We start from the raw sequence: 21467 nt of genomic DNA, 5'->3' as shown, positions 1-21467 counted from the left end.
CATGTCAAGATCGGTCCATGAGTGAACCGTTTTCCGTTCCGGTGACCGTCCGCGGGTATGAGACGGACGTCCAGGGCCACCTCAATCAGGCCGTGTACCTCAACTACGCGGAGCACGCCCGCTGGTCGCTGCTGCAGGCGGCCGGGGTCGGCCAGAGCACCCTGGTGGGCCAGGGCGTGGGCCCGGTCTCCCTGGAGACCACCATCCAGTACCGGCGCGAACTGCTCGCGGGCGACGAGGTGACGGTGACCTGCGAGTTCGAGTGGGGTGAGGGCAAGACCTTCCGTATCCGGCAGAACATCCTCAAGGCGGACGGCACGGTGGCCGCCGAGATCACGGCGGTCAGCGGTCTGATGGACCTCAAGGCCCGCCGGCTCGTCGCGGACCCCGGAGGACACTTCCGGGCGCTGGCGACGGAGCCGGCGCTGTTCGGGCTGTAGGGCCTGTCCGACAGGCCCTGGCCGCGCCCGGCCGGCACCCGAGGGCGCCGGCCGCACGCGCGGCCCGGAGGTGTCCCGGGCCCGGGGATCAGTGCGCCGCCGGGGTCCGGGTCACCCCGCTCAGCTCCTCGCCCGCTTCCATCGGATGGGTCACGTCCTGGGCCTCGCGCTGCTTGCCGGTGTGGTTGAAGACCAGGTTGAGCGCCACGGCCGCGAGGCAGCCCGTGGAGATGCCCGAGTCCAGGATGATCTTCGCGTTCTCCGGGAACGCGTGGTAGAACTCCGGCGCCGCGATGGGGATGATGCCGACGGCCAGCGAGACCGCCACGATCAGGACGTTGTTGTCCCGCTCCAGGCCGGCCCGGACCAGCGTCTGGATACCGCTGGCGGCGACCGAGCCGAAGAGGACCACGCCCGCGCCGCCGAGCACCGGGCGCGGCACGACGGCGATGAGCGAGGCGGCCACCGGGCACAGGCCCATCAGGACCAGGAACCCGCCGCCGGCCGCGACCACGAACCGGCTGCGGATCCTCGTCATCGCCACCAGACCGATGTTCTGGGCGAAGGCGCTGCACATGAAGCCGTTGAAGAGCGGGCTGAGCGCCGAGCCGAGAGTGTCGGCGCGCAGCCCTGCGGCGATGGTCTTCTCGTCCGCCGGGCGCTCCACGATCTCGCCCAGGGCGAGCATGTCGGCGGTGGACTCGGTCATCGAGACGACCATCACCACGCACATGGACAGGATGGCGGCCACCTGGAACTGCGGCGCGCCGAAGTGGAACGGCGTCGGGAAGCCCACCAGGTCGGCGTCGGCGACCGGGCCGAAGTCGGTGACGCCGAACGGGATCGCGATCAGCGTGCCCGCGACCAGGCCGAGCAGGACGGCGATCTGCTTGACGAAGCCCCGGGTGAAGCGGCGCAGCAGCAGGACGACGGCAAGGGTGATCGCCGCCAGGCCCAGGTTGGTCGGCGAGCCGTAGTCGTCGGCCGTCGGGCTCGGGCCCTGTGCCCAGCCGAAGGCGACCGGCAGCAGCGAGATGCCGATCAGGGTGATCACCGTGCCGGTGACGACCGGCGGGAAGAAGCGGATCGCCTTGCAGAAGACGGGGGCGGCGAGGAAGCCGAGGAGTCCGGCGACGATGACCGCGCCGAAGATGACCGGCAGCGCGTCGGACTTGTCGTCGGTGGCGGCGACGACCGCGGTCATGGGGGCGACACCGGCGAAGGTGACGCCGTTGACGAACGGCAGCCGGGCTCCGATCTTCCAGATGCCGAGGGTCTGCAGGAAGGTGGCGAGGCCCGCGGTGAACAGGCAGGCGCCGGTGAGGAAGGTGAGTTCGGCGGCGGAGAGACCTATCGCCGCCCCCACTATCAGGGGTGGGGCGACGACTCCGGCGTACATGGCGGCCACATGCTGCAGGCCGGTCGTCGCCATCTTCAGCGGCGGGAGTTTCTCGTCTACGGGGTGGTCGGCCACGACGGCGTTCCTCCGGTCGGTTACACGTCGGCTCTGACGCGGGGGTCTGGGAGGTGGTGCGGATGCGCGTGCGAATGGTCGTGCGGGACCGGGACGGGTCGTACGGGAGGAGACGGTGACCGCTCCGGTGGCGTGCGCGTCCACGCACGCCCCGGAGACGGCCGCCGCGGACCCCGCTGGGGTCCACGGTTCCGGCCGGGAGCCGTCCCTCCCGGCCGGAGTTCAAGTGCCGTAGCTGACTACGGTGTTCAGCCTCGCGCGGCGATCCGGGCCAGGCGCTGTGCCTCGTCCCGGGTGGCGCGGGCGATGGCGTCCTCGTCGACGTTCAGGAGGCGGCTGTTCTCCACCACCGGCCTGCCGCCCACCAGGGAGAGGGTGACCGGCGCGGCCGCGCCGAGGACCAGCGCGACGACCGGGTCGGCGATGGAGGCGTGGGCGAGCGTGTCCATCTTCCACAGGACGAGGTCGGCGAGCTTGCCGGCCTCCAGGGAACCGATCTCCCGGGCCCGGCCCAGCACCTGCGCGCCGCCGTAGGTGCCCAGGCGCAGCGCCTGACGGGCGTCGAGGGCGGCCTCGCGGTGGGGGCCGAGGCGGTTGATGAGGAGCGCGTTGCGCAGTTCGGTGTGGAGTTCGCCGGACTCGTTGGAGGCGGTGCCGTCGACGCCCAGGCCGACGGGCACGCCGGCCGCGAGCATGTCGGGGACGCGTGCGATGCCCGCCGCCAGCCGGGCGTTGGAGGACGGGCAGTGCGCGACACCCGTCCTGGTGCGGGCGAACGCGGCGATGTCGGCGTCGTTCATGTGGACGCTGTGCGCCATCCACACGTCCTCGCCGAGCCAGCCCGTCGACTCGAAGTAGTCGGTGGGGCCCATGCCGAACAGCTCGTGGCAGAACTTCTCCTCCTCGACCGTCTCACTGCCGTGGGTGTGCAGCCGTACCCCCAGGCGGCGCGCCAACTCGGCGCCCTGCCGAAGGAGTTCGGTGGAGACGGAGAACGGTGAGCAGGGGGCCACGGCCACCTGCGTCATCGCGTCGAATGAGGGGTCGTGGTGCTTCTTGACGGTCTCCTCGGTCGCCGCGAGCGCCCCTTCGAGGGTCTCGACGGCGAAGTCCGGGGGCAGCCCGCCGTCCTTCTCGCTGCGGTCCATGGAGCCGCGGGCCAGCGTGAAGCGCACCCCCGTCTCGGCGGCGGCGCGGATGATCGAGCCGGAGAGGTCGCCGGAGCCCTTGGGGAAGACGTAGTGGTGGTCCATCGCCGTGGTGACACCGCCGCGGGCCATCATCGCCAGGGAGCCCCGCGCCGCCGCGTACGTCATCCGCTCGTCGATGCGCGCCCAGGTCGGGTAGAGCGCCACCAGCCAGTCGAAGAGGTTGTGGTCCGTCGCCAGGCCGCGGGTTATCCACTGGTAGAAGTGGTGGTGCGTGTTGACCAGGCCGGGCGTCGCGAGGTGGCCGGTGCCGTCGACACGGCGTACGACGTTCGCCAGGTCCGCCGGGGCCCGGCCGGCCCCGAGGGACTCGATCCGGTCGCCGGCGATCACGAGGTGTCCCGAGGCGTACTCGGTGTCGTGGGCGTCGACCGTCGCGATGGCGACGTTCTCGATGACGACGCGGTCCACCTCAGCGGCGGCGCGGTCCGCCGAGGGGACGGAGGGAGCGGTGGGGGTGGCGGTGGGGGCTGCCGAAGGGCGGGCGGGGTCTGCCGGAGAAGGTGCCATGGTGCTTCCTTCATGGGGTGGTGGCGATGTGGGCACGGCAGGACCCTAGGAGGATTTGAGTGCCGGGGCGGTGCGGCCCCGGGTGCCGAGATGGTGGAAGAACAGGTTGAGCGAGACCGCGGTGAGCGCGCCGGCGCTGATGCCGGAGCCGAGGACGGTCTGCGCCCAGGCGGGGAAGTCGGCGTAGAAGGTGGGCGCGGCCAGCGGGATGATGCCGGCGCCGAGCGCCACCGCCACCAGGATGATGTTGGAGCTGTCTTCGAGGCCCGCCTCGGACAGGGTACGGATGCCGCTGACGGCGATCGAGCCGAAGAGCACGATGCCCGCGCCGCCGAGGACCGGCATCGGGACCAGGGAGACGACCGCGCCGAGGACCGGGAAGGCGCCGAGGACCAGCAGGGCGGCACCGGCCACGGCGACGACGTAGCGGCTGCGGACCCGGGTGAGGGAGACGACGCCGACGTTCTGTGCGAAGGCGGAGGTGGGGAAACCGCCGAAGACCGGGCCGATCAGGGTGGCGAGGCCGTCGGTGCGCAGGCCGCGGGTGATGACCCCGGCACCGGCGCGGCGGTCGCAGATCTCGCCGAGGGCGAGCATGCTCGCGCTGGACTCCGTCATCAGGACCAGCATCACGATGCACAGCGACAGGATCGCCGCGGGCTGGAAGACGGGGGCGCCGAAGGCGAACGGCGTGGGCAGGGCCGCGACGGGCGCCGAACCGAGCGCCTCGAAGTCGGCCATGCCGAAGGGGATGGCCGCCAGGGTGCCGGTCAGCAGGCCGAAGAGGAGCGCGACCTGCCGGAAGAACCCTTTCCCGAAGCGTTGCATCAGCAGGATGACCGCGAGGGTGAACGCGGCCAGCGCGAGGTTCGCCATCGAGCCGAAGCCGGCGGCGGTGTCGTCGCCGCCCTGCGCCCAGCCGACCGGTACCGGCATCAGCGTGACGCCGATGAGGGTGATGACCACGCCGGTGACCAGGGGCGGGAAGTATCTGAGCAGCCGCCCGAAGAACGGGCCGACGGCGAGGCAGAAGACCCCCGCGACCATCACCGCCCCGTACACGGCGGGGAGTTGGTCGCCTTTGGCGTTGGTCTCGGCGATGGCGAGGATGGGGGCGATACCGGCCGAGGAGGCGGCGTTGACGAACGGCAGGCGGTTGCCGACGAAGCCCTTGACGCCGAGAGTCTGGAGCAGGGTGGCGACGCCCGCGATGAGCAGGCTCGCGGCGATCAGCCGGGTGCGGCCCTCGACGTCGAGTCCGCAGGCCTGGCCGATGATGAGCGGAGGGGTGACGACACCCGCGTACATCGCGGCGATGTGCTGGAGCGCGGCGGGGACGAGCCGCGAGGGGTGGAGCTTCTCGTCCACCGGGTGCACGGACGTGACGGCGTCCTCGATGTGCTCCGGCGGGGTGGAACAGGGGGCTTTGGCCGGCCCCTTTGCTGGCTGTGCCATGGTGTTCCCTCCGGTGTGGCGCGTCCCCGGCCCCGGGGGGCGGGGCCGGGGACGCGCGTCCCGCGTCAGAGGTTGGTCATGTCGACCGGGATTCGGGCCTCGCAGCCGTCCCGCAGAACCGTGGCCTCGATCAGGCCGTAGGGGCGGTCGGCGGCGAAGTAGACCGCACCGTCGGCGGTGTCGTTCTTGAGTCCGAACGGTTCGAGGTCGACCAGGAAGTGGTGCTTGTTCGGCAGCGAGAAGCGGACCTCGTCCACCTCGCTGCGGTGGGTGATGATGCGCGAGCCCATCTGGTACAGCGTCTGCTGCAGCGACAGCGAGTAGGTCTCGGCGAAGGCGTGCAGCATGTGCTTGCGCACCTGCTCGTACGACTTCTCCCAGTGCGGCATCTTCTGCTCGTCGTCGGTCCAGTTGAACCGCCAGCGCGCGGCGACCTGGGTGGCCAGGATGCGGTCGTACGCCTCCTGGAGCGTCGTGTACTTGTCCTTGACGTAGCCCCAGAACTCGGAGTTGGTCGAGTTCATCACGACGAGGTCCTTCAGGCCGGAGATCACCTCCCACTGCGTACCGTCGTAGGTGATCTGGGTGACCCGGGTCTCCTGGCCCTGGCGGACGAAGGAGTGCTTGACCTCGTCGGCGCCGATGAACCGGGAGTTGGCGTCGGAGGTGGCGATCCGCTCCCAGGAGTACTCCTCGATGCGGATCCGCGCCTGGTGGATCGGCTCCTGCGAGGTGACGAAGTGGCGGGCGAGGTGGATGCCGAACTGCTCGGCGGACTCGATGCCGTACTCCTTGGCGAACGCGAACACCGTGTTCTTGGTGGTGTCGGTCGGCAGGACGTTGGCGTTGGAGCCGGAGTAGTGGACCTCCTCCATGTCGCCGGAGAGGGCGACGGAGACGTTCAGGTCCTTGATGTGGTGGGTGGCGCCGTCCCGCGTGATCTTGACGACTCGGTTCTCGGCCTTGCCGTACTGGTTCTGGCCCAGGATCACAGGGCGAGCAGGGCGGGAAATGTCTGCCATCTTTAGCTAGCTCCCTCGGTAAACGGAGTAGCCGAACGGGTTGAGCAGCAGCGGTACGTGGTAGTGCTCGCCGGGCTTCACGGCGAACGTGAGGGTCACCTCGGGGAAGAACGCACCGCTGTCCCGACTCGCGGGGGCGTCCTGCTGCACATCGGCTCGCGTGGTAACGGATTTCTCGAAGTACGCCTCGACCGCGAAGTCGAGCCGTACGTGGGTGGTGCCCTCCGGCAGGGCCGGCAGGTCCTTGCACCGCCCGTCCCGGTCGGTCGCGGAGCCGCCGAGGTCCTGCCATCCGGCCTCGCGCCCGGCGCGGGCGGCGAGACGGACGGCGACGCCCTCGGCGGGGCGGCCGACGCTGGTGTCCAGGATGTGCGTGGACACGGAGGCGGTCGTACTGGTGCTCATGCGCGGGCGTCCTCTTCGACGAGTCGGGAGAGCCGGATACGGTTGATCTTGCCCAGCTCGGTGCGGACGGTCTCCCGTTCCCGCTCGGGCGAGTTGCCGATCCGCTCGCGCACCGCGTCCCGCATCTGCTCGCCGGTCCGGCCGGTGGCGCAGATGAGGAACACGTGCCCGAACTTCTCCTGGTACTCCAGGTTCAGTTCGAGCATCTCCGTCCGGAGCCGGTCGGAGGCGCCGGCCATGCCGCTCTGTTCCCGGGCGGACGTGGGGTCGCCGGGCTCGGGGCGGCCGATCGGCGGGTGCCCGGCCATCGCCTCCGCCAGGTCCTCGGCACTCAGTTCGGCCATGGCGGCGTCACTGACCGCGTACAGATCCCCGGCGCCGGCATAGGGGCGGGCGGCGAGGAGCCGCTCCCCCCACGCCGCGGAGGCGCAGACTTCGCGCAGGGCGCTGCGGGCCGCGTCCTCGTCGAGAGCGTTGAATCGGGCCAGACCCGGCGGCGTGGTGGTGGACGTCACGGGAGCCTCCGTGGCCTTGTGCTGAACGGGCGTGCCGATAGCTAACGCGCTCGGAAACGACGCGTCAACAGTTTGTTGAAAATTCGGCGTTACAGAAGCCGCCGTCCGACGGCACGGACGGCGGCTCGGGTACGGGGCTCGGACACGGGCTCGCGCGCGGGGCTCGGGGGCTCGGGTACGGGGCGGCCGCGCCGGTCAGACGCCCTTGTCGCGGTTGAGGTAGTTGTAGACGGTGAACCGGCTGACGCCGAGCGCGCTCGCCACCGTCTCCACCCCGTGCCGCACGGAGAAGGCGCCGCGCGCCTCCAGGTTCCGTACGGCCTCCTGCTTGGCCCGGCGGTCGAGGTCGGCCAGCGGCCCGCCCTGCCGGCGCTCCATGGCGGCCAGGATGTGGTCGAGGGAGTCGGCCAGTTGCGGCAGGCGCACGGCGACGACCTCGGCGCCCTGCCAGGAGAGGATCACGTCGTCCCGGCCGGCCTCGTCGGGCGGCACCAGCTCGGCGCCGATCGCGTCGACGAGGGGCTTGACGGCGGCGAGGAAGGGCTCGTCGGCGCCGCCGGTCACCGCTCGCCCTCTCCGACCACGTTGACCTGGAGCGAGATACGGGTGGCGCCCGCTTCGAGGGTCCGCCGGAACAGGGCGTCCAGGGCGGTGAGCACCGCCTCCGCGCGGCCCTCCGCGGTGTTGCCGAACGGGCCGACGTCCACCGCGTCCAGCGCCGCGCTCTCGATCACCTCGCGGGCGACCAGCGCGTGGGCGGGCGCCTCGTCCAGGTCGAAGGGCTCGGTCGTGAACTCCACTCTCAATCGCACCCGGTCAACCTAACGCGCGGGCGGCCGTTCGCGCCGCCCCCTCTTGACAAGGCGGACCGCCCGGCGGCAATCTTCCAATAAGCAGAAAACAACTTCCGTAATACGGAATAGCAACCACGGAAGGGAGCGTCGGCCCGCATGCCCGGTCTCTCGCTGGACGCAGCCGCAGAGCAGCGCTTCACCGTCAATCTGTCGATCCTCTTCACGGAACTCCCGCTCCTGGAGCGCCCCGCGGCCGCCGCCGCGGCCGGCTTCAACGCGGTCGAGCTGTGGTGGCCCTGGATCGACTCCGCCACCCCCGAGCGGTCCCGGCTCGACGCCCTGAAGGCGGCGATCGAGGACGCGGGCGTCCGGCTCACGGGCCTGAACTTCTACGCCGGGCGGCTTCCCGGACCCGACCGGGGCGCCCTGTCGGTCCCGGGCGAGGAGTCCGACCGCTTCCGCGCCAACATCGACGTGGCCGCCGATTTCGCCGCGTCGCTGGGGTGCGGGGCGCTCAACGCGCTCTACGGCAACCGCGTCGAGGGCGTGGACCCGGCCGAGCAGGACGCGCTGGCGCTGGAGAACCTGGTGCTCGCCGCGCGGGCCGCCCACCGGGTCGGCGCGATCCTGCTGATCGAGGCCCTGAACCAGCCCGAGTCGCCGCGGTACCCGCTGGTGTCGGCGCCGGCCGCCGTCGACGTCGTCGACAAGGTCAACGCCGCGACCGGCCTGGACAACGCCCGCTTCCTCATGGACCTCTACCACCTGTCCATGAACGGCGAGGACCTGCCGTCGGTGATCGAGCGGTACGCCGCGAGGACCGGCCACGTCCAGATCGCCGACAACCCGGGCCGCGGGGCCCCCGGCACGGGCTCGCTGCCGCTGGAGGAACTCCTCGGCCTGCTGCGCGAGGCGGGTTACCGGGGCTGGATCGGCCTGGAGTACAAGCCCGGCGACGGTTCCAGCGCCGAGTCCTTCGGCTGGCTGCCCCACGCCGCCCGCGCCGCCCGCGAGTCCCGCGAGTCCCGCTGACCGACCTCCGCATCCCCGCATCCCCGCATCCCCGCATCCCCGCACCCCGCACCCCGCACCCCGCACCGAGAGGCACCCTCACCATGAGCAACAACCTCCCCAAGGTCGCCTGGATCGGCCTCGGCATCATGGGCTCCCCGATGTCCGAGAACCTGATCAAGGCCGGTTACCAGGTCACCGGGTTCACGCTGGAGCGGGAGAAGCTGGACCGTCTGGCCGCCGCGGGCGGCACCGCGGCCGGCTCGATCGCCGAGGCCGTGCGGGACGCCGACGTGATCGTGACGATGGTCCCCGCCTCCCCGCAGGTCGAGGCCATCGCCTACGGCCCCGACGGCATCCTGGAGAACGCGAGGTCCGGCGCGCTGCTGGTCGACATGTCCTCGATCACCCCGCAGACCTCCGTCGACCTGGCGAAGGCCGCGAAGGAGAAGGGCGTCCGCGTCCTGGACGCGCCCGTCTCCGGCGGCGAGGCCGGCGCGATCGAGGCCGTGCTCTCCATCATGGTCGGCGGCGAGCAGGCCGACTTCGACGAGGCCCAGCCGCTCCTCGAAGCGCTCGGCAAGACCCTCGTGCTCTGCGGTCCGCACGGCTCGGGCCAGACGGTGAAGGCCGCCAACCAGCTCATCGTCGCCGTCAACATCCAGGCGTGCGCCGAGGCCGTGGTCTTCCTGGAGAAGTCGGGCGTGGACCTGAAGGCCGCCCTGGACGTCCTGGGCGGCGGGCTGGCCGGCTCGACCGTGCTGGCGCGGAAGAAGGACAACTTCCTCGCCCGTGACTTCAAGCCGGGCTTCCGCATCGACCTGCACCACAAGGACATGGGCATCGTCACCGACGCGGCCCGCAATGTCGGCGCGGCCCTGCCGGTCGGCGCGGTGGTGGCCCAACTGGTCGCGTCCCTGCGCGCGCAGGGCGACGGCGGCCTCGACCACTCGGCGCTGCTGCGGGGCGTGGAGCGCCTCTCCGGCGCCCAGGTCTGACCCGCCCCCCGCCCACCGGACCGCCCCCTCAGGACCGGCCCTTCGAGACTTCCGGGCGGTGCCGTGCGCTGACACCTGTCCCGTCGCGCCCGAGTGCGCGGCGCCGCCCGGAAACCACTTCAACAAACTGTTGACGTACGCAAACCCCGATCCTAGGCTCCACGAAGCGGAAACAGTTTTCCGCTGATCACTCGCACGGAAGGTCCACGATGTCGCAGCGCGTGCTCACCACCGAGTCCGGCGCCCCGGTCGCCGACAATCAGAACTCCGCCTCCGCCGGCGTCGGCGGTCCGCTCCTGCTCCAGGACCAGCACCTCCTGGAGAAGCTCGCGCGCTTCAACCGGGAGCGCATTCCGGAGCGGGTGGTGCACGCCCGCGGCTCCGGTGCCTACGGGCACTTCGAGGTGACCGACGACGTCACGGACTTCACCCACGCCGAGTTCCTCGACACCGTCGGCAAGCGCACCGAGGTGTTCGCGCGCTTCTCGACCGTCGCCGACTCGCTCGGCGGCGCGGACGCGGTCCGCGACCCGCGTGGCTTCGCGCTGAAGTTCTACACCCGCGAGGGCAACTACGACCTGGTCGGGAACAACACCCCGGTCTTCTTCGTCAAGGACCCGGTCAAGTTCCCCGACTTCATCCACTCGCAGAAACGCGACCCGTTCACCGGCCGCCAGGAGCCGGACAACGTCTGGGACTTCTGGGGCCACTCCCCCGAGGCCACCCACCAGGTGACCTGGCTGATGGGCGACCGGGGCATCCCGGCGTCGTACCGGCACATGGACGGCTTCGGCTCGCACACCTATCAGTGGACGAACAGCGCGGGCGAGGCGTTCTACGTCAAGTACCACTTCAAGACCAACCAGGGCATCCGCTGCCTCTCCGCCGAGCAGGCGGCCGAGACCGCGGGCAGCGACCCGAACTCGCACCAGACGGACCTGCTCCAGGCGATCGAGCGCGGAGTGCACCCGTCCTGGACGCTCCACGTCCAGCTCATGCCGGCGGCCGAGGCGGCCGGCTACCGCTTCAACCCGTTCGACCTGACCAAGGTGTGGCCGCACCAGGACCACCCGCTGCGGCGCGTGGGCCGCCTGGTCCTCGACCGCAACCCGGACAACGTCTTCGCCGAGGTCGAGCAGGCCGCGTTCTCCCCGAACAACTTCGTGCCGGGCATCGGCCCCTCCCCCGACAAGATGCTCCAGGGCCGGCTCTTCGCCTACGCCGACGCGCACCGCTACCGCCTGGGCGTCAACCACACTCTGCTGGCCGTCAACGCGCCGAAGGCGACGTCCGCCGAGAACTACGGCCGGGACGGCCTGATGGCGGCGAACGCCCAGGGCCGGGGTGCGAAGAACTACGAGCCGAACTCCTACGGCGGCCCCGTGGAGACCGGCCGCCCGCTGTCGGCGCCGCTGCCCGTCTCGGGCCACACCGGCACCCACGAGGCGCCCTCGCACACCAAGGACGACCACTTCTTCCAGGCCGGTGAGCTGTACCGGCTGATGACGCCGGACGAGAAGAAGCGCCTGGTCGCGAACATCGCCGGCGGCCTGTCCCAGGTCACCCGCGACGACGTGATCGAGCGGAACCTGGCCCACTTCCACGCCGCCGACCCGGAGTACGGCAAGCGGGTGGAGGAAGCGGTCCGCGCCCTGCGCGAGGGCTGATCCCGGCTCGCGCGCGGACCCGGCGGGGAGGCCGGGACCGTGTGTGTGGCCCGCGGCGGCACCGGGCGGCCCGGATGAGGGGTACCGCCCCGGTGCGCCGCGGGCATCGATCGGGGGCCGCGGCGGCGTGCGAGCCAGTGCGGTGGTGAAGGGAACGGAGTCTCCTCCTACGACCTGAGGGGAGGAACCCCGGCCCCGTCGCACCCGCCGCGGTCCCGTCCCATCCCCTCCCCCACACCCCCACCAGACCCCGTCCGGCGGCGCGAATGTCCTGTCGCGCCCAGTCTCGCGCCGTCGGACGGACACCAGCCCCACGAGGGCGAGCAGCGCCGGAAGCGGACGGTCCCGCATCCGGCGCCGCTCGGCGTTCCGGCACGGCCCCTCAGGTTCCCGCGCGGCTTCCTCAAGTCTTCCTCTGAAACCGGCGCCCGCACGCTTCGGGCACCCCCACCGCCGGGCACATCCCCGGACACACGGGGGTGAGTCGGATGGACATCGGTACCGGAATGGAGCTGGAGCCGCACGAGATCGCGCTGCTGGCGGGCGGGGAGCGGGCGGTCGTCATGGTGACGGTGGTGGCCCTGCATCTGCTGGGCGCCCTGGAGACCGGACCGGGCGGGACGCTGTGGGCGGTGGGGCCCTGCCCGGACGAGGTGTCGCCGCTGGAGGGGACCGTCCGGGACTGTCTGGAGAAACCGCTCACCGCGCGGGAGTTGGCCAGGGACCCGGACGTGCGCCTCGCGCTCGCCCTGACCCGCATCCCGCTCTCGGACGCCGGGCTACTGGGCTACCCGCGGCTGCGGCCGAACCGGACCGCCCGCCGCTGGGTGGCGTTCCTGCGGGAGCGGCACCCGCTGCCGGCCGTCCGGCACGGGCTGACGGACGAGGACACGCTGCTCGCCGTCGCCCTGCACGGCGAGGCCGCGCTGCGTGTCCTCCTGCCGCGCTTCGCCCTGCGGGCCGGGCTGACGGACCCCGGCGGCGCGGCGGACCCCGGCGGCACCGCGGCGGGCGGGCGGCCGCCCTCCCGCCGGGAGAGGTTCCTGCGGTGGGCCGACGCGTACGGGGACGCCATCGGCCACGGCGACCGCGGGGACCACGGGGGCGGCGGCTTCGGCTGCGGAGGGGGCGGAGGCGGCGGGGACCGGCCGGGGTGACCGGCCCCGGACGCACCGGAGGGCGGCCCGTCCAGGGGACGGGCCGCCCGCACACGGTGGCCGCGCGGATCAGACCTTCAGCGTCCTGACCGCCGTCGGGGCGTGCCCCGGCTCGGTGGCGACGTCCTCGAACTCCACCACGCGGGAGATGTCGTTCGTCCCCGACATGGAGATGTTGGTGACGCGCTCCAGGATGGCCTCGACGATCACCGGCACCCGGAACTCGGCGGCGAGCTTCTTGGCCTGCTCCAGGGCCGCGCCCAGCTCACCCGGGTCGGTCACCCGGATCGCCTTGCAGCCCAGGCCCTCGGCGACCTTGACGTGGTCGACGCCGTAGACGCCCAGTTCGGGCGAGTTGAGGTTCTCGAACTCCAGGTTGACCTGGAAGTCGATCTCGAACGCCCGCTGCGCCTGGCGGATCAGGCCCAGGTAGGAGTTGTTGACCAGCACGTGCACGTACGGGATGCGGTGCTGCGCGCCGACGGCCAGTTCCTCGATCATGAACTGGAAGTCGTAGTCGCCGGAGAGCGCCACGACCTGGGCGTCGGGGTCGGCCTTGGCGACGCCGAGCGCGGCCGGGACGGTCCAGCCGAGCGGGCCGGCCTGACCGCAGTTGATCCAGTGCCGCGGGCGGTAGACGTGCAGCATCTGGGCGCCGGCGATCTGCGAGAGGCCGATGGTGGAGACGTACCGGGTCTCGGGCCCGAACGCCTTGTTCATCTCCTCGTAGACGCGCTGCGGCTTGATCGGGATGTCGTCGAAGTGCGTACGGCGCTGGAGGGTGGCCTTCTTCTCCTGCGCGGCGGCCGCCCAGGCGGAGCGGTCGGGCAGCTTGCCGGCCGCCTTGAGTTCCCCGGCGACCTCGACGAACAGTTCCAGGGCGGCCTTGGCGTCGGAGGCGATGCCGTAGTCCGGGGCGAAGATCCTGCCGATCTGGGTGGGCTCGATGTCGACGTGGACGAACTTCCGGCCGGCGGTGTAGACGTCCAGCTTGCCGGTGTGGCGGTTGGCCCAGCGGTTGCCGATACCGAGGACGAAGTCGGACTCCAGGAAGGTGGCGTTGCCGTAGCGGTGCGAGGTCTGCAGGCCGACCATGCCGGCGTTCAGCTCGTGGTCGTCGGGGAGCACGCCCCAGCCCATCAGGGTGGGGACGACGGGGGTGCCGGTCAGCTCGGCGAACTCCACCAGCAGGTCGGCGGCGTCGGCGTTGAGGACGCCGCCGCCGGCGACGAGCAGCGGGCGCGCGGCGGCGTTCAGCATCCCGAGCGCCTTCTCCACCTGGGCGCGGGACGCGGCCGGCTTGTAGACGGGCAGCGGCTGGTACGTCTCCGGGTCGAACTCGATCTCGGTGAGCTGGACGTCGATCGGCAGGTCGATCAGGACCGGGCCGGGGCGGGCCGAGCGCATCAGGTGGAACGCCTGCTGGAAGACGCCCGGGACCTGCGCGGCCTCCAGGACGGTCACCGCCATCTTGGTGACCGGCCGCGCGATGGAGGCGATGTCGACGGCCTGGAAGTCCTCCTTGTGGATCACCGCGGTCGGGGCCTGGCCGGTGATGCACAGGATCGGGATCGAGTCGCCGATCGCGGAGTACAGACCCGTGATCATGTCGGTGCCGGCCGGGCCCGAGGTGCCGATGCAGACACCGATGTTCCCGGCGTGGGTCCGGGTGTAGCCCTCTGCCATGTGCGAGGCGCCCTCGACGTGCCGGGCGAGGGTGTGGTGGATGCCGCCGGACGCCTTGAGTGCCGCGTAGAACGGGTTGATCGCCGCGCCCGGCACACCGAACGCGTCCGCGACGCCCTCGCGCTTGAGGATCTCAACTGCCGCGCGGGCAGCGGTCATACGAGCCATCGAGTACTCCTGCTTCGGCTGTCGGATACGCATTCCCGTCGCGCCCGCGGTGAGTGCGCTCTCCGTGTGTTTTCCGCATAGCGAAATTCAAGTTCTACTATCTGGAAATAATCTAGGTGGGCCGCCGGGGGCCGTCAAGGGTCCCTGCTGCCGACGGCCCGAGCAGGAGCCTGTAACGGGGCCCCGGGTCTCGCGGACCGGGGTGCGGACCGACCGGCCTCCGGCCGCCTGGAGGACGAGACCGGCCGGGAGTGAGTCGGGGCCGTCGCCGCCCTCGTCCGCACCGGGCGCCGCCCGGCCGATCAGAGGAGGGCGCCGCCGGAGACCTCGACGCGCTGGGCGGTGACCCAGCGCAGGCCCTCGGAGGCCAGCGTGGCGATGGCGTCGCCGATCTCCTCGGGTTCGCCGACGCGGCCGAGCGCGGTCTGCCCGGCCAGGACCTGGCGCGTCCCGGCGTCGTCCCGCATCGCTCCGCCGTTGAAATCGGTGGCGGTCGGCCCCGGGGCGAGGGAGTTGACCCGGATTCCGCGCGGGCCGAGTTCCGCGGCGAGGGTGCGGCTCAAGGCTTCGACGGCAGCCTTCGAGGCGGTGTAGACCGAGGTGGCGGGGCTGGTGTGGCGGGTCAGTGAGGTCGAGACGTTGATGACGCGGCCACCTCGGGCCAGCAGCGGCACAAGTGACTGGATGAGGAAGAACGTGCCCCGGACGTTGGTGCCCATCACCGTGTCGAAGTCGTCGACCGTGACGTCCTCCAGCGGTCCGAAGATCCCCACGCCCGCGTTGTTGACCAGGATGTCGAGCCGCGAAGTACCCCAGCGCTCCAACTGCTCGCCCAGTTCGGAGGTGAAGGACGCGAAAGAGGAGACGTCGCCGATGTCGAGCCGGAGAACAGCGGCAGTCCCACCCACCGCCCGCACCTGTTCCACCGTCTTCTCCGCCCCGGCCGCATCACCGCGGTGGGTGACCAAGACCCGCACCCCGCGTGTGGCCAGGGCGATGGCCGCACTGCGTCCGAGGCCGCGATTCGCTCCGGTCACCAAAGCGGTCCTGTCGATCGTCATGAGCTGTTCCTCCACCGCGCGGCTACCGGGACTCAGTCGGCGCCACAGACACGAGGCGAGTCACTCGACTCACCTTCCACTCGCACCGTAGGCAGGATCATTGAGGCGAGTCAAGTGACTCGCCTCGGGGCTGCGGCATACTGTGCGCATGGCCGCAGAACTCTCCGCACACCACCGCAGACTCGCTCAGCAGAAACGCGAGGCGATCACCAGCGCGGCCACCGAGCTGTTCTTGGAGCGTGGCTACGACGGCACCTCACTGGCCCGGATCGCCGAAGCGGCCGGAGTCTCGAAATCCACCCTGTTCAAGCGGTTCCCCACCAAGGCGGCCCTCTTCGAGGCCATCGTCACCGAGTCCTGGCAGCGTGACGCCGGCGACGCCGACGCGCGGCCCCAGGCCGGAGATCTGCGCTCCGGACTGACCACCGTCGGCCACCGCTATGCCGACCTGGTCGGCCGGCCCGGCATGACAGCCCTGTTCCGGATCGTCATCGCCGAACTGCCTCGCTTCCCCGAACTGGGACGGATGCAGTTCCAGCTCGGCAAACTGCCCTACTTCACCTCCGTTCAGCACTACCTGGAAGCCGAGCACGAGGCGGGCAACGCCGATGTCCCGGACGCGGCGAGCGCCGCGAACCAGTTCCTCGGCATGATCGCCAACTACGTCCTGTGGCCCCGCATGCTGCTGACCGACTGGAACCCCGCGGCCTCCGACATCCACGACGCCGTCGAAGAGGCCGTCCGGACCATGCTCGCCAGATACACACCGGCCCACCGGCTTGACCCGAAGCCGGAAGACTGACACCGGCGCGCGACGCTCACCATCCGCGACGGAGGCCGGGACCGCTGCCGTGCCGCATCCGCCGACGCGGCCGCGCTCAGTGACGCTCCGTGCCGACGAACCGGTCCGGGCCGATCACGCTCAGCAGTTGGAGCTTCTCGTGGGCCTCGGTGCGCGGCGGGGTGGTCAGCACCAGGAGCACCTGGGACTGGTCCTCGGTGAACAGCGCCTGGCAGTCCACCTCGATCGCGCCCAGCTCGGGGTGGACGAGGGTCTTGTGGTCCTCGAAGCGCTGCGCGACCTCGTGCCGCTCCCACAGCTCGGCGAACTCGGCGCTGGCCTTGCGCAGGGCGCGCACCAGTTCACCGGCCCGGGACCGGGGGCCGCGCAGCCCGTAGGCGACCCGCAACGTCGCGACCTGGGCGCGGCTCTGCCGGTCCCGGTCCGCCTCGGGGTAGCGCTCCCGCTCCGCGGGGTCCGTGAACCAGCGCAGGATCGCGCTGCGGGCGAGCCCCGTGAACCGGGACGCGTCCCCCAGCAGGGCGGCCGCCATCCTGTTCTGCGCCAGCGTCTCGCCCAGCTCGGACAGGATGAGCGCCGGCGTCTCGTCCAGCCGGTCCAGCACCCGCAGCAGGGCGGGAGCGACGTGTGTCGAGGCCGACCGCGGGGACGGGGCGTTGTGCCCGGCGACCCGGTACAGGTAGTCGCGCTCGTCGGTCGTCAGGCGCAGCGCACGGGCGAGGGAGGACAGCATCTGCTCGCTCGGCTGCGGGCCCCGCCGCTGTTCCAGCCGCGTGTAGTAGTCCGTGGACATCACGGCGAGGGACGCGACCTCCTCGCGCCGCAGCCCCTCGGTCCGCCGGCGGGGGCCGGTGGGCAGGCCGAGGTCCTGCGGTCGGAGCGCGGCGCGGCGGCGGCGCAGGAAGTCGGCCAGAGCTGCACGGTCCATGGGTACGAGTATCGTCCGCGGGCGGCGGGGGAGCCAGGGATCGCCGGTCCCCCGACAACCGGTCCCTGCCCTCGCGGCGCTGGATGAGCGAGGCTGGAGCCATGAACATCTCCGGAAACACCGTCTTCGTCCCCGGCTCCACCAGCGGCATCGGTCTCGCCCTCGCCCTGGAGCTGCGGGCCCGGGGCAACACCGTCATCGTGGGCGGCCGGCGGGTCGAACTGCTGGAGCGGATCGCCGCCGAGCACCCGGGCATCGACACCGTGCGGATCGACACCGCCGACCCGGCGAGCATCGCCTCCGCCGCGACGGAGGTCCTGGCGAACCACCCGGACCTCAACGTGCTCGTCACCATGGCGGGCGTGATGCGCGTCGAGGACTGGCACACCCCGGACTCGTTCCTCGCGTCGGCGGAGGAGACGGTGACGACGAACGTCCTCGGTCCGATCCGGCTCATCGCCGCGTTCGTCGAGCACCTGCGGACCCGGCCGGACGCCACGATCATGACCGTCTCCTCGGGCCTCGCGTTCGCCCCGCTCAAGGTCACACCGAGCTACAACGCGTCGAAGGCCGCGATCCACATGCTCAGCGAGTCGCTGCGGCTCCAGCTCGCGGACACCTCGGTGAAGGTCGTGGAACTCGTCCCGCCCGCCGTGCGCACCGCGCTGCTGCCCGGCCAGGAGGAGAGCGAGTTCGCGATGGACCTGGCCGAGTTCGTCGCCGAGACCGTCGCCCTGATCGAGGCCCGGCCCGACGCGAAGGAGATCCAGGTCGAGCGCGTGAAGTTCCTGCGTCACGGCGCGGCCCGCGGCGACTACGACCAGGTCGTGCGGACCCTCAACGCGGCGGACCCGCACGGGAAATGACCCGGCCCGGACGGAGTGCGGCCGGCCATGACCGCGTCGACCGACCGCCACGGGCCACTTTCGGGCTCCTACAGGGTCTCGCCCCGGCTTCGGGCGTTGGCTTGGGCGACCTTCTCGCGCAACCGGGAACGCCCACCCTGATCGCCTCCGTACGGCGGTCGGTCGGCCCATTCCTCAGCGGTGCCGAACGGGTCACCGGGGTCGTGGAACACGAGCAGCCGACCGTTGACGCCGTACTGCTCGATGGCCTCGGACAGTGCCGCTCGTGCGCTGCTCGCCATGACGGTTGCTCCTCGTGTCGGCTGTCACACGACAGCCTCACGCGAGTTCGGCAGAGGCTACAGGGAGGGAATGTCCCCCTTTCTGCGCGCTTACGAGGTCATTCCCAGGAACTCGGCGAGCTTCCGCAGGCCCGGAGGGCGGGCGGGGCCGGCCCAGAGGTCCCCGACGATGGTGACGGCGAGCGTGTGATGCCGTATCCAGGCCGGCGCGATCTCCCGCAACTTCGTGAGGGCCCGCACGGCGCCTTCGGCGTCACCGAGATCGGCGTGGGCGCGTGCGACGTCGAGGAGGAGCCAGGTACGCCACGACACGGGCGTGTCGGAGCTCAGCCGCATTCCCTCGGCGAGGTGCAGAGCCTCATCGGGGCGCGCGTGCTGCACCGCGAGCCGCACCCGTTCGATCCGGACCGACGAGCGGCTGAACACGGACACCAGCTTGCCGTCGACAGGCGGCGGCAGCTTCGCGAGCCGCCTGGTGGCGCTCTCGGCGGTCGACATCATCTCGGAGGCCGTGTCGTAGTCACCGGAGCGGGCCGCCGATGTCGCGGCCGACATCACCAAGCCGCCCCACACCCGCACGCTCTCGGCGGTGTCCCGCTGCTCTCGCTCGACCTTGTCGGCCGCGTGGACGGCCAGGTTCGTCGCGTCGTCGAGACGGTTCTGGCGCTGGTAGTTCCACGCCACCGAGTTCGCGATCATCGACGGGAGCAGCGGGTCGGAGGACTGCTCGGCCGCGTTCATCGCGCGCTCCAGCGCGGAGAGGGCCAGGTCCACCTTGCCCAGCCGGATCGCGAGGTGTCCGGCGAGCTGGAGGGCTTTGCCGAGGGCCGCCTGACCCGCCGCGCGGTCCTCCGGGGTACCCACGGAGGTGAGGAAGCGGGCGTCGTCGACGATGCCGGGCAGGGCGGCCATGAGCCGCCCGAAGTCGGCGTCGTGGTAAAGGGTCCAGGCGGCCGCGAGTTCCCGGCGCATGAGCGGGACGGTCAGGCGCTCGGTGTCGCCCGGTTCGGGGGGCGCGGCGAACAGGGGGGGCATGACGGCGCGGCGCAGGGCGACGAGCCTGGGTGAGTCGACGTCCCCGGTGCTCGGTACCCCGGGCGGGTCGCCGAGCAGGGCCGTCAGCTCGACGCCGAGGCCCTTGGCGAGGGCGTGCAGGGTGGGCAGCCGCGCGGAGTGCTTGCGCTTCTGTTCCAGCTTCTTGATCACGTCCACGGAGAGCCCGGACAGCTCGGCCAGGCTCTCCTGCGTGAGGTCGGCCAGTCGGCGCAGACACGCCAGACGGTCGCCCAAGTGCTCTGCCATGTTCCGAGGGTAGGGCCTGGCCCATGAGGGCCAGGGCGGGTCACCGGAAGTCCTCCTCCCGGTACTCCCCCTCCGAGCCCGCCGCCGTCGCCTCGCGCAGTTCGATGCGGCGGATCTTGCCCGAGACCGTCTTGGGGAGGTCGGCGAACTCCAGGCGGCGGAGGCGCTTGTAGGGGGCGAGGGTCTTGCGGGAGTGCGCGAAGAGCGCCCTCGCGGTGTCCGCGCCGGGTTCCCAGCCCGCCGCGAGGACGACGTACGCCTTCGGGACCGCCAGGCGCAGCGGGTCCGGCGCGGGGACCACGGCGGCCTCGGCGACCGCCTCGTGCTCCAGGAGCGCGCTCTCCAGCTCGAACGGGGAGATCTTGTAGTCGCTGGCCTTGAAGACGTCGTCGCTCCGGCCGATGTACGTCAGGTAGCCCTCCGCGTCCCGCGCGCCGATGTCGCCGGTGCGGTAGTAACCGTCCGCCATCGCCTCGGCCGTACGGCCCGGGTCGCCGTGGTAGCCGGTCATCAGGCCGACGGGGCGGGCGGACAGGTCGAGGGCGATCTCTCCCTCGGTGGCGCCGGGGGCGCCGGTGACCGGGTCGAGGAGTTCGACGCGGTAGCCGGGGCTGGGGCGGCCCATGGAGCCGGTCTTCAGCGGCTGGCCGGGGCTGTTGGCGACCTGCACGGCGGTCTCGGTCTGCCCGAAGCCGTCCCGGACGGTGACCCCCCAGGCCGCGCGGACCTGTTCGATCACCTCGGGGTTGAGCGGCTCCCCCGCGGCGACGACCTCGCGGGGGCGGGTGCGCAGCCGGGACAGGTCGGCCTGGACGAGCATGCGCCACACCGTCGGCGGGGCGCAGAAGGTGGTGACGCCCGCCCGGTCCATCTCCGCCATCAGCCGGGTGGCGTCGAACCGCGTGTAGTTGAGGAGGAAGACGGTCGCCTCCGCGTTCCACGGCGCGAACAGGTTCGACCAGGCGTGCTTGGCCCAGCCGGGCGAGGAGATGTTCAGGTGGACGTCGCCGGGCTTCAGGCCGACCCAGTACATCGTCGCCAGGTGCCCCACCGGGTAGGAGACGTGGGTGTGCTCGACCAGCTTGGGGCGGGCCGTGGTCCCGGAGGTGAAGTAGAGCATCAGCGGGTCCTCGGCGCGGGTCGGACCGTCCGGGGTGAAGCCGTCGGGGGCCGTGGCCGTGTCCTCGTACGGCAGCCAGCCGGCCGGCGCGCCGCCGACCGCGATCCGCGTGTACGCGCCGGGCACCTCCTCGAACTTGGCCGCGTCCTCGGCGCGTACGACCACCTGGGCGACCCGGCCGCGCTCGACGCGGTCACGCAGGTCGGCGGGGCCGAGCAGCGGGGTGGCCGGGATGACGACGGCCCGCAGCTTCATCGCGGCCAGCGCCGTCTCCCACAGCTCGGCCTGGTTGCCCAGCATGACCAGGATCCGGTCCCCGGCCGCGACGCCCCACTCGCGCAGCCGGTTCGCGACCCGGTCGCTGCGCGCGGACAGTTCGGCGAAGGTCCGGCGGGTCTCGGTGCCGTCCTCCTCGACGATGTGCAGCGCCGTGCGGCCGTTGCCGTCGGCGATGACGTCGAACCAGTCCAGCGCCCAGTTGAAGTGTGCCGGGCGGGGCCACTCGAAGCCCTGGTAGGCGCGGGTGTAGTCCTCGCGGTGCCGGAGCAGGAAGTCCCGTGCCCCGCGGAAGGTGTCGGTCGCCGTCGTCATCCCGGC

The 21467-nt window shown here is 71.6% G+C and carries 21 protein-coding genes; 7 read left to right on the top strand and 14 right to left on the bottom strand.

The features are described 5' to 3' along the window. Nucleotides 1-17: 17 nt before the first annotated feature. A complete protein-coding gene (locus ABEB00_RS25855) occupies nucleotides 18-440 on the top strand; it encodes an acyl-CoA thioesterase (protein WP_345622618.1) in 423 nt (140 codons plus the stop codon). A gap of 88 nt (nucleotides 441-528) precedes the next feature. On the opposite strand, the gene ABEB00_RS25850 is transcribed toward ABEB00_RS25855, so the two are convergent. The 8 genes from ABEB00_RS25850 to ABEB00_RS25815 form a co-directional block, all read right to left on the bottom strand. Further along, nucleotides 529-1914 carry a nucleobase:cation symporter-2 family protein gene (locus tag ABEB00_RS25850; protein ID WP_345622616.1) on the bottom strand — a complete coding sequence of 462 codons (1386 nt, stop codon included), beginning with the start codon at nucleotides 1912-1914 and terminating at the stop codon, nucleotides 529-531. Nucleotides 1915-2162: 248 nt separating this feature from the next. Then, nucleotides 2163-3632: an 8-oxoguanine deaminase gene (locus ABEB00_RS25845; RefSeq protein ID WP_345622614.1), complete on the bottom strand. Its 1470-nt coding sequence runs from the start codon at nucleotides 3630-3632 to the stop codon at nucleotides 2163-2165. A gap of 45 nt (nucleotides 3633-3677) precedes the next feature. Beyond that, on the bottom strand, nucleotides 3678-5087 hold the full coding sequence (locus ABEB00_RS25840) for a nucleobase:cation symporter-2 family protein (protein ID WP_345622612.1): 1410 nt from the start codon (nucleotides 5085-5087) through the stop codon (nucleotides 3678-3680). Nucleotides 5088-5152: 65 nt separating this feature from the next. Then, complete coding sequence (pucL, locus tag ABEB00_RS25835; protein WP_345622611.1) at nucleotides 5153-6109, bottom strand: factor-independent urate hydroxylase; 957 nt, start codon at nucleotides 6107-6109, stop codon at nucleotides 5153-5155. A gap of 6 nt (nucleotides 6110-6115) precedes the next feature. After that, the gene (gene uraH / locus ABEB00_RS25830) at nucleotides 6116-6514 is read right to left on the bottom strand and encodes a hydroxyisourate hydrolase (RefSeq protein WP_345622610.1); all 399 of its coding nucleotides are present in this window, start codon (nucleotides 6512-6514) and stop codon (nucleotides 6116-6118) included. After that, the gene (gene uraD / locus ABEB00_RS25825) at nucleotides 6511-7029 is read right to left on the bottom strand and encodes a 2-oxo-4-hydroxy-4-carboxy-5-ureidoimidazoline decarboxylase (protein ID WP_345622609.1); all 519 of its coding nucleotides are present in this window, start codon (nucleotides 7027-7029) and stop codon (nucleotides 6511-6513) included. The genes uraH and uraD overlap by 4 nt, the downstream gene beginning before the upstream one ends. 195 nt (nucleotides 7030-7224) lie before the next feature. Continuing rightward, nucleotides 7225-7593 (bottom strand): helix-turn-helix domain-containing protein, encoded by a 369-nt coding sequence (locus tag ABEB00_RS25820; protein ID WP_345622608.1) that lies wholly within the window; start codon nucleotides 7591-7593, stop codon nucleotides 7225-7227. Next, complete coding sequence (locus ABEB00_RS25815; RefSeq protein WP_345622607.1) at nucleotides 7590-7841, bottom strand: YkoF family thiamine-binding protein; 252 nt, start codon at nucleotides 7839-7841, stop codon at nucleotides 7590-7592. The genes ABEB00_RS25820 and ABEB00_RS25815 overlap by 4 nt, the downstream gene beginning before the upstream one ends. Nucleotides 7842-7979: 138 nt before the next feature. On the opposite strand from ABEB00_RS25815, the gene ABEB00_RS25810 reads away from it, so the two are divergent. The 4 genes from ABEB00_RS25810 (at nucleotide 7980) to ABEB00_RS25795 (ending at nucleotide 12656) form a co-directional block, all read left to right on the top strand. Next, entirely contained in the window at nucleotides 7980-8855 is an 876-nt protein-coding gene (locus ABEB00_RS25810; RefSeq protein WP_345622606.1) for a TIM barrel protein, read from the top strand. An 83-nt stretch (nucleotides 8856-8938) separates the two neighbouring features. Continuing rightward, nucleotides 8939-9832 carry a 2-hydroxy-3-oxopropionate reductase gene (locus tag ABEB00_RS25805; protein WP_345622605.1) on the top strand — a complete coding sequence of 298 codons (894 nt, stop codon included), beginning with the start codon at nucleotides 8939-8941 and terminating at the stop codon, nucleotides 9830-9832. A gap of 209 nt (nucleotides 9833-10041) precedes the next feature. Beyond that, nucleotides 10042-11499, top strand: coding sequence for a catalase (locus ABEB00_RS25800; RefSeq protein WP_345622604.1), 1458 nt, complete (start codon nucleotides 10042-10044; stop codon nucleotides 11497-11499). A gap of 488 nt (nucleotides 11500-11987) precedes the next feature. Beyond that, complete coding sequence (locus ABEB00_RS25795; RefSeq protein WP_345622603.1) at nucleotides 11988-12656, top strand: TIGR04222 domain-containing membrane protein; 669 nt, start codon at nucleotides 11988-11990, stop codon at nucleotides 12654-12656. A 69-nt stretch (nucleotides 12657-12725) separates the two neighbouring features. Here ABEB00_RS25795 and gcl read toward each other — a convergent pair whose 3' ends face one another. Beyond that, nucleotides 12726-14510, bottom strand: coding sequence for a glyoxylate carboligase (gene gcl / locus ABEB00_RS25790; protein ID WP_345622602.1), 1785 nt, complete (start codon nucleotides 14508-14510; stop codon nucleotides 12726-12728). Nucleotides 14511-14812: 302 nt separating this feature from the next. Next, entirely contained in the window at nucleotides 14813-15571 is a 759-nt protein-coding gene (locus ABEB00_RS25785) for an SDR family NAD(P)-dependent oxidoreductase (RefSeq protein WP_345622601.1), read from the bottom strand. A 148-nt stretch (nucleotides 15572-15719) separates the two neighbouring features. On the opposite strand from ABEB00_RS25785, the gene ABEB00_RS25780 reads away from it, so the two are divergent. Further along, complete coding sequence (locus ABEB00_RS25780) at nucleotides 15720-16373, top strand: TetR/AcrR family transcriptional regulator (protein WP_345622600.1); 654 nt, start codon at nucleotides 15720-15722, stop codon at nucleotides 16371-16373. Between the two features lie 76 nt (nucleotides 16374-16449). Here the strand turns inward: ABEB00_RS25780 and ABEB00_RS25775 are convergent, their stop codons facing one another. Then, on the bottom strand, nucleotides 16450-17301 hold the full coding sequence (locus ABEB00_RS25775) for a helix-turn-helix transcriptional regulator (protein WP_345622598.1): 852 nt from the start codon (nucleotides 17299-17301) through the stop codon (nucleotides 16450-16452). A 101-nt stretch (nucleotides 17302-17402) separates the two neighbouring features. On the opposite strand from ABEB00_RS25775, the gene ABEB00_RS25770 reads away from it, so the two are divergent. Beyond that, the gene (locus ABEB00_RS25770) at nucleotides 17403-18167 is read left to right on the top strand and encodes an SDR family oxidoreductase (RefSeq protein WP_345622596.1); all 765 of its coding nucleotides are present in this window, start codon (nucleotides 17403-17405) and stop codon (nucleotides 18165-18167) included. A 68-nt stretch (nucleotides 18168-18235) separates the two neighbouring features. On the opposite strand, the gene ABEB00_RS25765 is transcribed toward ABEB00_RS25770, so the two are convergent. From ABEB00_RS25765 to ABEB00_RS25755, 3 genes are all read right to left on the bottom strand, one after another. Beyond that, complete coding sequence (locus ABEB00_RS25765) at nucleotides 18236-18448, bottom strand: hypothetical protein (protein WP_345622595.1); 213 nt, start codon at nucleotides 18446-18448, stop codon at nucleotides 18236-18238. A gap of 90 nt (nucleotides 18449-18538) precedes the next feature. After that, nucleotides 18539-19750: a helix-turn-helix domain-containing protein gene (locus tag ABEB00_RS25760; RefSeq protein WP_345622594.1), complete on the bottom strand. Its 1212-nt coding sequence runs from the start codon at nucleotides 19748-19750 to the stop codon at nucleotides 18539-18541. A gap of 40 nt (nucleotides 19751-19790) precedes the next feature. Then, nucleotides 19791-21461 (bottom strand): AMP-binding protein, encoded by a 1671-nt coding sequence (locus tag ABEB00_RS25755; protein ID WP_345622593.1) that lies wholly within the window; start codon nucleotides 21459-21461, stop codon nucleotides 19791-19793. Nucleotides 21462-21467 lie beyond the last annotated feature (6 nt).

This window comes from Streptomyces ziwulingensis, from assembly GCF_039542605.1.
Taxonomy (GTDB): domain Bacteria; phylum Actinomycetota; class Actinomycetes; order Streptomycetales; family Streptomycetaceae; genus Streptomyces; species Streptomyces ziwulingensis.
The sequence above is the reverse complement of the archived record's forward strand: the minus strand, read 5'-3'. Positions and strand labels throughout refer to the sequence as shown.

What these genes read in the sequence shown, in the direction of transcription:
- ABEB00_RS25855 (WP_345622618.1), top strand. Translation starts at nt 18, where the DNA reads ATGAGTGAACCGTTTTCCGTTCCGGTGACCGTCCGCGGGTATGAGACG.
- ABEB00_RS25845 (WP_345622614.1), bottom strand. Translation starts at nt 3,632, where the DNA reads ATGGCACCTTCTCCGGCAGACCCCGCCCGCCCTTCGGCAGCCCCCACC.
- ABEB00_RS25840 (WP_345622612.1), bottom strand. Translation starts at nt 5,087, where the DNA reads ATGGCACAGCCAGCAAAGGGGCCGGCCAAAGCCCCCTGTTCCACCCCG.
- pucL (WP_345622611.1), bottom strand. Translation starts at nt 6,109, where the DNA reads ATGGCAGACATTTCCCGCCCTGCTCGCCCTGTGATCCTGGGCCAGAAC.
- uraH (WP_345622610.1), bottom strand. Translation starts at nt 6,514, where the DNA reads ATGAGCACCAGTACGACCGCCTCCGTGTCCACGCACATCCTGGACACC.
- ABEB00_RS25810 (WP_345622606.1), top strand. Translation starts at nt 7,980, where the DNA reads ATGCCCGGTCTCTCGCTGGACGCAGCCGCAGAGCAGCGCTTCACCGTC.
- ABEB00_RS25805 (WP_345622605.1), top strand. Translation starts at nt 8,939, where the DNA reads ATGAGCAACAACCTCCCCAAGGTCGCCTGGATCGGCCTCGGCATCATG.
- ABEB00_RS25800 (WP_345622604.1), top strand. Translation starts at nt 10,042, where the DNA reads ATGTCGCAGCGCGTGCTCACCACCGAGTCCGGCGCCCCGGTCGCCGAC.
- ABEB00_RS25795 (WP_345622603.1), top strand. Translation starts at nt 11,988, where the DNA reads ATGGACATCGGTACCGGAATGGAGCTGGAGCCGCACGAGATCGCGCTG.
- gcl (WP_345622602.1), bottom strand. Translation starts at nt 14,510, where the DNA reads ATGGCTCGTATGACCGCTGCCCGCGCGGCAGTTGAGATCCTCAAGCGC.
- ABEB00_RS25785 (WP_345622601.1), bottom strand. Translation starts at nt 15,571, where the DNA reads ATGACGATCGACAGGACCGCTTTGGTGACCGGAGCGAATCGCGGCCTC.
- ABEB00_RS25780 (WP_345622600.1), top strand. Translation starts at nt 15,720, where the DNA reads ATGGCCGCAGAACTCTCCGCACACCACCGCAGACTCGCTCAGCAGAAA.
- ABEB00_RS25775 (WP_345622598.1), bottom strand. Translation starts at nt 17,301, where the DNA reads ATGGACCGTGCAGCTCTGGCCGACTTCCTGCGCCGCCGCCGCGCCGCG.
- ABEB00_RS25770 (WP_345622596.1), top strand. Translation starts at nt 17,403, where the DNA reads ATGAACATCTCCGGAAACACCGTCTTCGTCCCCGGCTCCACCAGCGGC.
- ABEB00_RS25765 (WP_345622595.1), bottom strand. Translation starts at nt 18,448, where the DNA reads ATGGCGAGCAGCGCACGAGCGGCACTGTCCGAGGCCATCGAGCAGTAC.
- ABEB00_RS25760 (WP_345622594.1), bottom strand. Translation starts at nt 19,750, where the DNA reads ATGGCAGAGCACTTGGGCGACCGTCTGGCGTGTCTGCGCCGACTGGCC.
- ABEB00_RS25755 (WP_345622593.1), bottom strand. Translation starts at nt 21,461, where the DNA reads ATGACGACGGCGACCGACACCTTCCGCGGGGCACGGGACTTCCTGCTC.